Raw genomic sequence first — 12,088 nt, forward strand, 5'->3', positions numbered from 1 at the left:
GAGAAAATAATGAAAGATTATGAATTAGTAATAATAGGTGGAGGTCCTGCAGGACTTGGTGCTGCAGTTAAAGCCTATGATGAAGGAATAAAAAACATACTAGTAGTAGAAAGAGATGAAATGCTTGGGGGAATATTAAACCAATGCATACATAATGGATTCGGTCTACATAGGTTTAAAGAAGAACTTACAGGTCCTGAATATGCCCAAAGATTTATAGATGAAGTTAAAAAAAGAGATATAGACTTACTTTTAAATACCATAGTAGTTGATTTTAGGGAAGATAAGACTATAAGTCTTATGAATGAAGAAAATGGTATGTTTACACTAAAACCAAAGGCAGTTATTCTTGCAATGGGTTGTAGAGAAAGGCCAAGGGGAGCATTAAATATACCGGGAAGCCGTCCGGCAGGGGTATACTCTGCTGGTACAGCTCAAAGAATGATAAACCTAGAAGGATATATGCCAGGGAAAAAAGTGGTGATTTTAGGTTCTGGTGATATAGGATTAATCATGGCAAGAAGGATGACGCTTGAAGGAGCAGAAGTTAAATGTGTTGCAGAAATTATGCCATATTCTGGAGGATTAAAAAGAAATATAGTTCAATGCTTAGATGACTTTAATATTCCTCTTTACTTTAATACAACTATATCCTCTATAGAGGGAGTTGATAGGGTTACAGGTTGTACACTTTCAAAGGTTGATAAAAATATGAAAGTAATACCAGGAACTGAAAAACACTTTGATTGTGATACAATACTTCTTTCAGTAGGACTTCTTCCAGAAAATGAACTTACAAAAGAAGCAAATATAGAAATAGACCCAAAGACTAAAGGGGCAGTTGTATCAGATAGGCTAATGACAAGTGTTGATGGAGTCTTTGCAGCAGGAAATGTCCTTCATGTACATGATTTGGTAGATTATGTTACAGAAGAGAGTGAACTTGCAGGAAAATCAGCAGCAGCCTATATAAAAAATGAATTCAAAAAATCAAAAGAAAAGCCAATTTACCTTAAGGCTGGAGATGGAATATCATACACCCTTCCTCAATATATAAACAAGGATACAATGGCAGATGAAGCCATAATAAGATTTAGGGTAAACAATGTTTATCAAAAAAGAATCCTAAAAATGTTTGTAGATGGTAAGGAAGTAGCCAAAAAAAGAAAACTAGTTTACGCTCCCGGTGAGATGGAAAATCTCATACTTAAAAAGAAAGATCTTGGAGAAGATGCTAGTAATATAGAAATAAAATTGGAGGAAATATGAAAAAAGAATTAACCTGTATAAATTGTCCTCTAGGATGTAATGTGATAGTAACTATGGATGATAAGGGAGAAATACAAGATATCACAGGAAATACTTGCAAAAGAGGAGAAATATATGCAAGAAATGAAGTTAAGAATCCTGTAAGAATGGTAACTTCAACTGTTAAAGTCATTGGAGGAAAACTATATTCTGTTCCAGTAAAAACAAGTGATGCTATAGCAAAAGATAAGATGAAAGAGGCAATGTATGAGATAAACAAGGCAAGTATCAAGGCACCTGTTCATATTGGAGATGTAGTAGTAAATAATATAGCAAATACAGGCATAGACCTTATAGCAACAGCAAATAGAAAATAAAATAAAAATATCAAGACTTCAAACTTTATGTTTGAGGTCTTTTTTTGTGTAAAAAATTAATAAAAACTTTAGTAAATTATTATTCCGAGTTCCTTTAAACAAATATTATAATCAAAATATTAATTAAAATTTTGCTATGAACAAATGATAAGGTGAATTTCTCCTTGCGAGAAAAAGTATGTATTAATTAAATTTCAATCTGTAATACCATATAGAAAGAGGGAGGATATGATTTGGAAAAAGTTAGAAAATAGGAGTCTTTATCTAATAGAGCTTCTTGAAAGAAAGCCTATTAATGAAGATATATTATTAGATCAGTTAAAAATTAGCAAGAAAACATTATCAAACGACATAAAACAAATAAATAAAAAATTAGAGCATTGTGCTTTCATCAACATCAAACATAAGGAAATTTCCCTATATGTATATGATTATAAAAGATACAAAAAATCTTTAAATAAAATTAGAAAAGAAGAGGAAAGCTTCAATAATGAGAAATATAGACTTATTTATATTATAAAAAACTTATTTGAAAATAAGACTGTGACTATGGGGGATCTTTCATTTGAGATGATAATCTCAAAAACTACCTTAAATAAGGATATTGAGAAAGTAAATAAACTTATGGATTCTTACAATATAAGGATAGCCGGAAGACCTAATGTAGGCATTGGAATTCTTGGTGAAGAAATAGATATTAGAAACTTTGTTATAGAAAATTGTTACAATGAAATTTTTAGGCAAAATAAAGACACTAGACTTGTTTCAGAAATTATTAGAAAAGCCTTGTCCCCTTATTTAGTAGATGAGGAAACCCTTGACAGGATGAAGATATTTCTCAATGTATCCATAGTAAGGATTAGAAATAATTTTTATATTAATAGGCTTGATAAGGACTATTCATACAATCTTAAGGGCCTTATTAAAGATATAGGGGAAGATATAAAAAACAGAGTTGAAAAAGTTATAGGTCTTAAGCTAAGTGATGATGAACTTAAATTTATAACAGTTCCTTTGAGGGGAATGAGAACTCCTCTTATTATTACAAGTATTTCAGATATTGAAATAGGTCAGGATATACAAAATCTTATAAGTGAAATTTTTACATCTATTAAAAGGCAGATGGATCTTGATGTTGATCTTGGAAAAGTTACTAAGGATTTTAACTACCACATTTATTTTCTTCTTAATAGAATAAAGCTTGACTATAAGATTGATAATAGCCTAAATGAAGAAATTAAAAAAGAATATAGGGTGGCATACAAGATGGCAGAAATTGCAGCTAAAGTTATAGAAAATAAACTTGAAAAGACTGTAAATGAGTCGGAAAAATCCTACCTTGCCTCCTACTTTCAAATATATATAGTAGAAAAACTCGACCTTGTAAATAAAAATGCTTTTAAGATAGCGATTTTTACGACAGATGAGATAAATGACCTGTCTTTAAAAAGAAAATTGAAGGCAGGAGATATAAATGATGACTTATCTATTTCTATAATCGATGATATTTCTATTGACTTATCAGGCTATGATCTTCTTATTACGGATAGGGATGTAGATACTGAGATTAGTCAAATATCTGGAAAGGACATCTATAAGATTTCAAAGATTAGAGAAAGAATAGAGGACTTAAGAGAAAAGAAAAATATGATTTTAAACAATAGGTTTTTAAAGTCAGTTTTTTTAAACAACTTGGATGAAGAAAAGTTATTTTTAATTAAAGGTAAGGATTTTAAGAAAAATCTTTACTATATGCTTGATTCCTTAATTGATAAAAATCTAGTAGATGAAGATTTTAAGGAAAGAATTATAAAAAGAGAAAAGATCTCTTCAACTATATTTTCTAGGGGAGTAGCCTTTCCTCATACTAAGTCAAATAAGTTGAGTGTAGCCTTGGGAATTAATGAAAAGGACTATCCTAATTTGATATTTTTAGTAGGAGTTCCAGAAAATTTAGATGAAGTCTTGGTAAAACTTTATGATGAGATTGTTACGATTGCTAATGATGATAAGCTTGTTGAGAAAATTTCTAAGATAAAATCTTATCCAAAATTGATGGAGTTTTTTATCAAGGAAACAGAATTGTTTAGGTGAGGAGAAAAAATGTCTAATTTTGTATACTTAGGTATCTTTATACTTTCTATGTATCTTTTACAATACTTTTTTACTTTTTTACAAATGAACTCCTTTAGGGATTATTTTAATAAGTATATAAAAGATGGAAAGGTAGCTATAGGCATAAAAAAGGGAGCTATAAGGGCTGGTGCCATAGTTATGTTTTCTGTAGATGAGTTAGGAAATATTAAAAAATATGCTTATATCCATGGGGTATCGGTATTTGCTAGGTTTAAGGAAAAAGATCTATTTAGGAATGCAAATATCAAGGACTTGGATGAAGAAATTTTAAATGAATTAAAAATTGAAAAAAATATAAGACTTGCCATTTTAAATGCCAGGAACAATTTTATAAAGGCAGAAAATGGTGAAGAAATAAAAATGGAAAAATCGCCTCTACAAAAAGCTTTTGGCTTTTTTAGAAATAGAAAATAAAAAGGAGAGAATTTATGGATTTTTTAGTAAATCTTGCCCAATCATTTATTGGTTTATTTGAAATGGGTGCAGAAACTTTAGTAGGTTGGATGACTTCTATAGTACCTAAGGTACTTTTACTTTTAGTATTCATGAATGCGTTAATTGCACTTATTGGAGCTGAAAGGGTTAACAAATTTGGTAAATTATGCTCGAAAAACAAAATCTTAGCTTATGGTGTTTTACCTTTCGTATCAGCCTTTATGCTAGGTAACCCAATGGCTTTATCAATGGGTAAGTTCTTGCCTGAGGCACAAAAACCTTCATATTATGCATCAGCAGCTTACCACTGCCATACAAACAACGGAATATTTCCTCACATAAATCCAGGTGAATTATTCGTATGGTTAGGTATAGCTCAAGGTGTTGAAAAACTAGGATTATCTACAGTTCCTTTAGCTATAAGATATATGCTTGTAGGTTTAGTTATGAATTTTTTATCAGGATGGATTACAGACTTTACAACAAAATTTGTTGAAAAACAACAAAATATTAAATTAAAAAGAGCAATAGATGTGGAGGTACACAATGAATAAGATAAGGATTGAAAAAGGTCATGCAGGCTTTGGTGGTCCATTAGAAATTGGACCAGAAGGTGAAAAAAATACACTTTTATATATAACAGGTGGAGGAGCAAAACCTGAAATAGTTGATAAAATTGTTGAACTTACAGGGTGTGAGGCTGTAAATGGCTTTAAAACTTCAGTTCCAGAAGAAAATATATTTGCTGTAATAATAGACTGTGGTGGAACACTAAGGTGTGGAATATATCCTAAAAAAGGAATTCCAACTATAAATATAATGGCAACTGGAAAATCTGGTCCCTTAGCAAAATATATAACAGAGGATATATATGTGTCTGATGTTGGACTTAATCAAATAAAAGCTCTTGGAGAAAGTGAAGCTAAAAAAGCTAGTCCAAAAGAAGAAGCTAAAGAAGATAAGTCTAAAGTTACTTATTCATCAGATAAAAAGGTTTCAGAAACTCTAGCAGAACAATCTGGAAATTCCTTTATACAAAAAGTAGGTATGGGAACAGGTAGAGTTATAGATATATTCTTCCAAGCAGGTAGAGATTCTGTTCAAACTGTAATAAGTACGATCCTTCCATTCATGGCCTTTGTATCTATGTTGATAGGTATAATCCAAGGTTCAGGATTTGGTAACTGGTTTGCAAAACTTCTTATTCCACTTGCAAACAATATAGTAGGTCTTGTAATCTTGGGGCTTGTTTGCTCACTTCCAGTGCTTTCAGCACTACTAGGACCTGGAGCTGTTATAAGCCAAGTTATAGGAACCTTAATAGGTAGTGAAATTGCAAGAGGAAACATTGCACCTAATCTTGCACTTCCAGCACTATTTGCTATAAATACACAAAACGCTTGTGACTTTATTCCAGTAGGTTTAGGCCTTGCAGAAGCAGAAAAAGAAACAGTAGAAGTTGGTGTAGTATCTGTAATGTATTCAAGATTTCTAATAGGTGTACCAAGGGTAATAGTAGGATACTTAGCATCATTTGGACTTTATTAGAAAAAAGATAGGGATTATTGATGAAAACAATTTATGAAAACAAAGTAAAGGCTCAAGGAGACTTGGTTGAAGAATTTGGCAGTGTAATGCTCATTTTCTTTGGCGATAATGCACCTGATACTTTAAAAGATTATTGCCATCTTATAGATATAAAAAAAGTAGATGGAGAAATTAAGGTAGGCGATTATTTTGAAGTCGATGGATTAAAAGCAAAGATTCTTGCTGTAGGAGAAGAAGCTCAAAGAAATCTTGAGAATTTAGGACATTTAACAGTTAATCTTTCAGCAAATGTTGAAGACTTACTTCCAGGGGCCATAGTTTGTGAGAGTTTAGATATTATAAAGGTTGAAATAGGATCAGAGATTAAAATAGTGGAGGAATAATATGTCTTGGTTAGGTTTAGAAAATAAAATAGTAATAGTAACAGGAGCAGCTTCAGGAATTGGAAAGGCTGTAACAGAAGGATTAATAGAAGCAGGTGCTAAGGTTGTAGCATGTGATATTAATAGTGAAAAACCAGAATTTAAGGGAGAAAGTGAAAATAATCTCCTTTATCAAATCTGTGATGTTACAAAAAGAGAAGATGTGAAATCTTCGGTTAAAGCTGCAGTTGATGAATTTGGAACACTTGATGTTATAGTAAATAATGCTGGAATTAATATTCCAAGACTTCTTGTAGATCCTAAGAAGGAAGATAGCGAATACGAATTAGATGATAAGGTATTTGATAAGGTTGTAAATATCAATCTTAAAGGTTTATTCTACTGTGCTCAAGAAGCGGCAAGAGTTTTTGTTAAAGAAAATTCGGGTGTAATTATAAATATGTCATCTGAATCAGGTCTGGAAGGAAGCGAAGGGCAATCAATTTATGCTGCAAGCAAAAATGCTGTAAATTCATTTACAAGATCTTGGTCAAAAGAACTTGGAAAATATGGAATTAGGGTTGTAGGTGTAGCACCTGGAATACTTGAAGCTACTGGACTTAGAACCATTTCTTATGAAACTGCTCTAGCTTATACAAGAGGTATTACAGTTGAAGATCTAAGAAAAGGATACTCTTCAACAAAAACAACCCCATTAGGAAGAAGTGGAAAACTTTCAGAAGTAGCAAACCTAGTATCATTTTTAGCAAGTGATAGAGCATCATATATCCATGGTGTAACTATAAATGTTGCTGGTGGTAAGACTAGAGGATAACAACTTGTATTATTAAAATTTAAATAATATGACACACTTGAGACAATAGAATATAAAAAGATAAAAAGCGGATGATTTACTAAGGTTTTGCTTTTTATCTTTAATTAAGGAGTAATTATGAAAACTTTAACATTTGTAGGATGTGGAATGATGGCTTCAGCCTTATCTATACCAGCCCATGACAATGGACACAAAATAAGACTTGTAGGGACACATATTGACAAGGACATAGTAAAAGAAGGTAAAAAAAGCCAATACCATATAAGCTTAAAAAGACAACTTTCCCATGATACAGAATTTTACTATATAGAGGAATTAGAAAAAGCCCTTGATGGGGCAGATGCAGTAATATGTGGGGTTTCATCTTTTGGTGTAGATTGGTTTTTAGAAGAGGTTTATCCGAAAATAAATCCAGAAGTTCCAGTTTTATCAGTAACAAAGGGAATGATTAATAACTCTGATGGAAGCATAATAACTTATCCAGAATATTGGATGCAAAAATTAGAAGAGAAAGGAATCAAAAGAGAGATAAATGCTGTTGGCGGACCTTGTACTTCATATGAGCTTGCTGATAAGCACCAATCTCTAGTAGGATATTGTGGAAATAGGATTGAAGAATTAAAGATGTTTAGAGAAATCTTTGGCACAGATTACTACCATATTTCTTTATCAACAGATATAAGGGCAGTCGAGCTTTCAGTAGCACTTAAAAATGCCTATGCTCTTGCTGTATCCCTTTCAGTAGGTATAGCAGAAGTTGAAGAAGGTAAGGAAGGAGTAAACCACTATAATCCACAAGCAGCACTTTTTACCCAAGCAAGTCGTGAAATAGGGGAGCTTTTAGAAGTTTATAATGGGGATAGAAACCAATTAGAACTTGGAATAGGTGACTTGTATGTAACAATATATGGTGGAAGAACAAGAAAAATAGGGACTCTTCTAGGTAGGGGTATAAGCTTTGATAAAGCAATGGAAACTCTCAAAGGAGTAACTCTTGAATCAGTAGTTATAGCAAAGAGAATGGGAGAAAGTATTAATAAATTAGGAGAAGATGGAAAGATAAATCCAGAGCACTTCCCACTTCTTATGCATGTATATGATTTAATTGCAAATGAAAAGAAGGTCAATATACCTTGGGAAAAATTTAATTTAGACGATTTTGAAAATTGAGGAAGTGCAAAATGACTGAAAGTGTTGGGAAAAATAAAAATAAATTAACTACTAGCTTTCAAGAAAAGTTCCAAAAATTTGGAGGTTTTTTGTCAGGAATGGTAATACCAAATATAGGAGCTTTTATAGCCTTTGGTCTTATAACTGCCATATTTTTGGAAACAGGTTGGTACCCAAATGAAAAAATAGCTAAACTTATTTCCCCACTTCTACAATATCTTCTACCAATGATGATTGGCTATACTGGTGGAGAGATGATTTATGGTAAAAGAGGGGCAGTAGCAGGTGCAACTGTTACCCTCGGTCTTATTGTAGGTGGTGGAGATGTAGCAATGTTTTTAGGTGCTATGATAATGGGACCTTTAGGTGGTTTTATAATCAAAAAATTCGATGACTTGGTAAAAGATAAGATACCTGAAGGATTTGAAATGATTGTAAATAACTTCTCTTTGGGAATTGTTGGGGGGATTATTTGTATACTTTCATATATTTTTGTTGGTCCTTTAATGCAATCGATTACCAATATCTTGGCAGGAGGAGTTTCTTGGATTATAGATAGAGGAATCTTACCTTTATCAGCAATCTTTATAGAACCTGCAAGAGTATTGTTTTTAAATAACGTAATAGATCACGGTATAATGGCACCTCTTGGACTTGAACAAGCACAAAGTCAAGGTTTTTCATCTTTATTTATGATAATACCAAACCCAGGAATTGGTCTTGGAATACTTTTAGCATATTATATATATGCAAAAGGCGAGATGAAAGATGCAGTTCCATCAGCAATACTTATTCATTTCTTTGGTGGAATCCATGAGATATTTTATCCATTTGTACTAGCCAATCCATTCCTAATTTTAGCTGATATAGCTGGAGGAATAGCAGCTATTATAATCATGCAAATTACAAATTATGGAACAACTTATACACCATCTCCTGGATCTATAATATCAGTTTTAGCCTTAACGCCAAAGGGACATTATCTTGGGGCAATTCTAACAGTTGGAATATCATGCATTGTGACTTTTTTGGTAGCAGCATTTTTTGTTAAGAAAGCATATAAAAATTATGAAGAGCCAGATGAAGAGATTATTTTTGAAGATTTTCCAAGAACTTTTGGAAAAAAGATAAATGGACCTATTAGAAAGATTGTAGTAGCATGTGATGCAGGTATGGGCTCATCTGCTATGTCTGCTTCATCTTTAAGAAAGAAATTAAAAAATGCAGGATTAAATGTAGAGGTAATCCATTCTGCTATAGCGAATATTCCATCTGATGTAGATCTTATAGTAACTCATGTTGAACTTACAGAAATTGCTAAAAAGGCAAAGCCTAACAAAGCTCATATTTCTATATCATCATATATAAATCCTAAAGAATTCAATGATATTGAAAATCTTATAAGGAAAAATCATGAGGAAAACAAATCTTATATAATAGATGAAAAAGAAGAAGTAGTTGAAGTAAAGACAAATAACAATTCAGATATTCTGGATTTAGAAAATATAATAATAGATGAATCTATAAAGGATAGAGATACTTGTCTTAATTTAATAAATAAAAAATTTGTAGAAGGAGGCTATACTACGCCAAGATATCTAGATGGTCTTTATGCCAAAGAAGAAGAATTTAATACTAATATGGGAAATGGACTTGCCATACCACATGGTTCATTTGATTATAAGAGTGAGATACTTAAGACTGGTCTTGTTCTAATTATAAATAAAAATGGTATAGAATGGAATGGTTCAAATGTCAAACTTGTAGTAGGAATAGCTGGAAAAGGCGATGAGCACCTTGATATATTGGCAAAGATTTCTACTGAATTTGATACAGAAGAAAAGGTAGATGATTTTGTAAAGATAGGTAATCCTGCAAAAATAAAAGAAATTCTTGAAAATAAGGAGAGGAAATAAGTTATGAAACTAATAATTGATGATGGAAATATCGAAAATATAAAAGAAATCTATGAATACTTCGAAGTAGATGGGGTTACAACAAACCCCTCTATCCTTGCAAAGCAAGGCAAAAATCCCAAAAACGTCTTAAAAGAGATAAGAGAATTTATAAAAGATGATGAGCTTCATATACAAGTCTTATCAAATAAGGCAAGTGATATTGAAAAAGAAGCTAGAATTATTGTGAAAGAATTTGGAGAGAATACCTTCATTAAGATTCCTTCAAACAAGGAAGGTTTTAAGGCTATGAGAAATCTTGTAAAAGAGGGGATAAATGTGACAGCAACAGCAATCTATTCACCAATGCAAGCCTTCCTTGCAATGAAAGCTGGAGCAAAATACGTAGCCCCTTATGTAAATAGGATAGATAATCTTGGCTATGATGGACTTTACACAGTAAAAAAAATCCAAAATATAATAGATACAAATGGATTTGATACAGAGATTTTAGCAGCAAGCTTTAAAAACTCAAACCAAGCCCTATCCCTTATAGAATACGGCATAGGAGCCCTAACTTGCTCAGCAGATGTAATAAGAAAATTTGTAGACGATAGAAATGTTGACAAGGCAGTTGATGACTTTGCTAAAGACTTTGAAAAATTGGATAATATAAAAAAAACCATGATAGATTACCTATCATAAAAGAAAAAGAACTGTAAGTTAAAACTTGCAGTTCTTTTTCTTTTATCTTACTAAGATACCACTTACTTAATTTTGGTAATTTGACTTAGTATCAAGTAAGTTTAAGATTCTTACTATAATTAAATATTCTATCTAACATAGGAGACTCTATGCATAAGGCCTTCATCAATTCAATCCCAATTTTGATAGAGCTTTTATTTCACTTCGTTCGATGTAAATCTTGAATTTAAATTAATTTTAGAGATTGACTATACTTTGACATTAAGTGAATAAAACATTTATTACTTCGACTGTAAGGAGAAGTCTCAGTGAAATGAATAATGTTGCTATGACAATCTTAAAACCTATATCTAATAGTTATTACATAAAAGTTTTTACTTTTCATCGATGTAATCAAAAATTTGTATACGATAGAAACGTTGATATAGTTGTGGATATCTTTTTTAAGAATTTAAAAAATTGGTGATAGCAAAAGTACTGTAGTCCAGATAAAGTATAAAAATTGTGACTATAAACTTTATATGATATTATATAGTAAACAAAGTATTGAACTAAAAAGTAGAAATAATATGAAAAATTTAAATTTGAAATTTTTACAAATATCACTAGTAATGATTGTCATTTCTTATATTATATGTTCTGCATTAGATTTTGTTTTTTTTGAATTTAGAATATTTAGATATTGGTGGATGATTTTAATAGCTATTTTTGAAATTGTAGCAATAAAAAGGGAAAAAGCTAAACTACTAAGTAAATAATACATTATTATAAGTAATTTAACTTTATTTTTTTATCCTTAATTATAGCTCTATAAACTCCCACTTCCCATCTTGGTATACTGCACAAGAGTTTGTTCCGTCTTTTGGAAGGGTGGTGGATCCTGGATTTATTACATTGATTCCATCAATATTATCCATTACTTTTATGTGACTATGCCCAAAAAGTAGGGTATCAGCTCCAAACTCTTTGGCTCTTTTCACTCTTTCATCAAGGCTTTCTTCATAGCCGTGAACTGCGTAAATTTTTACTTCACCAAAGTCTAGAAATCTTTCTTTTGTGTATATATCAGCTTCTGTAACCATACAGTCTACATCACTATCACAATTTCCCCTAATATAAATTATATCCAATCTCTTTAAAAACTCTGCCAATTCCTTTGGCTTATAAGTTTCATGGACAGGGTTTCTTGGGCCATGATATAGTACATCGCCTAAGTGTATTATCTTATCGCATTTTCCTAATTTTTCTAAGGCCTTTTTAGTATAAAAAAGTGACCCATGTGTATCAGAAATTACTCCTATTTTCATAAATCTCCTTTCAAATCTTGTATCACATTAAATTTACTTACAAATTTATTATATCAAAAAAGCCCTCGCA

The 12,088-nt window shown here is 31.4% G+C and carries 12 protein-coding genes; 11 read left to right on the plus strand and 1 reads right to left on the minus strand.

Annotated elements, in window-relative coordinates; all coding sequences use genetic code 11:
* The first annotated feature begins 9 nt into the window (after window positions 1-9).
* The 11 genes from FYJ26_RS06850 to FYJ26_RS06900 all read left to right on the plus strand — a co-directional run bounded on the left by FYJ26_RS06850 (window position 10) and on the right by FYJ26_RS06900 (window position 10,711).
* Window positions 10-1,269: an NAD(P)/FAD-dependent oxidoreductase gene (locus FYJ26_RS06850; RefSeq protein WP_154540927.1), complete on the plus strand. Its 1,260-nt coding sequence runs from the start codon at window positions 10-12 to the stop codon at window positions 1,267-1,269.
* Window positions 1,266-1,625, plus strand: coding sequence for a DUF1667 domain-containing protein (locus FYJ26_RS06855; RefSeq protein ID WP_154540929.1), 360 nt, complete (start codon window positions 1,266-1,268; stop codon window positions 1,623-1,625). Before FYJ26_RS06850 ends, FYJ26_RS06855 begins: the two co-directional genes overlap by 4 nt.
* A gap of 228 nt (window positions 1,626-1,853) precedes the next feature.
* The gene (locus tag FYJ26_RS06860; RefSeq protein WP_154540931.1) at window positions 1,854-3,719 is read left to right on the plus strand and encodes a BglG family transcription antiterminator; all 1,866 of its coding nucleotides are present in this window, start codon (window positions 1,854-1,856) and stop codon (window positions 3,717-3,719) included.
* A gap of 9 nt (window positions 3,720-3,728) precedes the next feature.
* Window positions 3,729-4,175 (plus strand): transcriptional regulator GutM, encoded by a 447-nt coding sequence (locus tag FYJ26_RS06865; protein ID WP_154540933.1) that lies wholly within the window; start codon window positions 3,729-3,731, stop codon window positions 4,173-4,175.
* 14 nt (window positions 4,176-4,189) lie between these two features.
* The gene (gene srlA, locus FYJ26_RS06870) at window positions 4,190-4,750 is read left to right on the plus strand and encodes a PTS glucitol/sorbitol transporter subunit IIC (protein WP_154540935.1); all 561 of its coding nucleotides are present in this window, start codon (window positions 4,190-4,192) and stop codon (window positions 4,748-4,750) included.
* Window positions 4,743-5,744, plus strand: coding sequence for a PTS glucitol/sorbitol transporter subunit IIB (gene srlE, locus FYJ26_RS06875; protein WP_154540937.1), 1,002 nt, complete (start codon window positions 4,743-4,745; stop codon window positions 5,742-5,744). The genes srlA and srlE overlap by 8 nt, the downstream gene beginning before the upstream one ends.
* Window positions 5,745-5,764: 20 nt before the next feature.
* Window positions 5,765-6,127, plus strand: a complete 363-nt coding sequence (locus FYJ26_RS06880; protein ID WP_154540939.1) for a PTS glucitol/sorbitol transporter subunit IIA — start codon at window positions 5,765-5,767, stop codon at window positions 6,125-6,127.
* Between the two features lies 1 nt (window position 6,128).
* The gene (locus FYJ26_RS06885; protein WP_154540941.1) at window positions 6,129-6,941 is read left to right on the plus strand and encodes an SDR family oxidoreductase; all 813 of its coding nucleotides are present in this window, start codon (window positions 6,129-6,131) and stop codon (window positions 6,939-6,941) included.
* 117 nt (window positions 6,942-7,058) lie between these two features.
* Entirely contained in the window at window positions 7,059-8,111 is a 1,053-nt protein-coding gene (locus tag FYJ26_RS06890; RefSeq protein ID WP_154540943.1) for a glycerol-3-phosphate dehydrogenase, read from the plus strand.
* Window positions 8,112-8,122: 11 nt separating this feature from the next.
* Window positions 8,123-10,027 (plus strand): PTS mannitol transporter subunit IICBA, encoded by a 1,905-nt coding sequence (locus FYJ26_RS06895; RefSeq protein WP_154540945.1) that lies wholly within the window; start codon window positions 8,123-8,125, stop codon window positions 10,025-10,027.
* A gap of 3 nt (window positions 10,028-10,030) precedes the next feature.
* The gene (locus tag FYJ26_RS06900; RefSeq protein WP_154540947.1) at window positions 10,031-10,711 is read left to right on the plus strand and encodes a transaldolase family protein; all 681 of its coding nucleotides are present in this window, start codon (window positions 10,031-10,033) and stop codon (window positions 10,709-10,711) included.
* A gap of 800 nt (window positions 10,712-11,511) precedes the next feature.
* Here FYJ26_RS06900 and yfcE read toward each other — a convergent pair.
* Complete coding sequence (gene yfcE, locus FYJ26_RS06905) at window positions 11,512-12,018, minus strand: phosphodiesterase (RefSeq protein WP_154540949.1); 507 nt, start codon at window positions 12,016-12,018, stop codon at window positions 11,512-11,514.
* Between the last annotated feature and the right edge of the window lie 70 nt (window positions 12,019-12,088).

The sequence above is a fragment of the Anaerococcus porci genome, from assembly GCF_009696575.1.
GTDB classification, from domain to species: Bacteria; Bacillota; Clostridia; order Tissierellales; family Peptoniphilaceae; genus Anaerococcus; species Anaerococcus porci.

Coding starts and splice junctions, on each gene's coding strand:
- yfcE (WP_154540949.1), bottom strand. CDS start 12,018: ATGAAAATAGGAGTAATTTCTGATACACATGGGTCACTTTTTTATACT.
- FYJ26_RS06885 (WP_154540941.1), top strand. CDS start 6,129: ATGTCTTGGTTAGGTTTAGAAAATAAAATAGTAATAGTAACAGGAGCA.
- srlA (WP_154540935.1), top strand. CDS start 4,190: ATGGATTTTTTAGTAAATCTTGCCCAATCATTTATTGGTTTATTTGAA.
- FYJ26_RS06855 (WP_154540929.1), top strand. CDS start 1,266: ATGAAAAAAGAATTAACCTGTATAAATTGTCCTCTAGGATGTAATGTG.
- FYJ26_RS06865 (WP_154540933.1), top strand. CDS start 3,729: ATGTCTAATTTTGTATACTTAGGTATCTTTATACTTTCTATGTATCTT.
- FYJ26_RS06880 (WP_154540939.1), top strand. CDS start 5,765: ATGAAAACAATTTATGAAAACAAAGTAAAGGCTCAAGGAGACTTGGTT.
- FYJ26_RS06850 (WP_154540927.1), top strand. CDS start 10: ATGAAAGATTATGAATTAGTAATAATAGGTGGAGGTCCTGCAGGACTT.
- FYJ26_RS06890 (WP_154540943.1), top strand. CDS start 7,059: ATGAAAACTTTAACATTTGTAGGATGTGGAATGATGGCTTCAGCCTTA.
- FYJ26_RS06860 (WP_154540931.1), top strand. CDS start 1,854: ATGATTTGGAAAAAGTTAGAAAATAGGAGTCTTTATCTAATAGAGCTT.
- srlE (WP_154540937.1), top strand. CDS start 4,743: ATGAATAAGATAAGGATTGAAAAAGGTCATGCAGGCTTTGGTGGTCCA.
- FYJ26_RS06900 (WP_154540947.1), top strand. CDS start 10,031: ATGAAACTAATAATTGATGATGGAAATATCGAAAATATAAAAGAAATC.
- FYJ26_RS06895 (WP_154540945.1), top strand. CDS start 8,123: ATGACTGAAAGTGTTGGGAAAAATAAAAATAAATTAACTACTAGCTTT.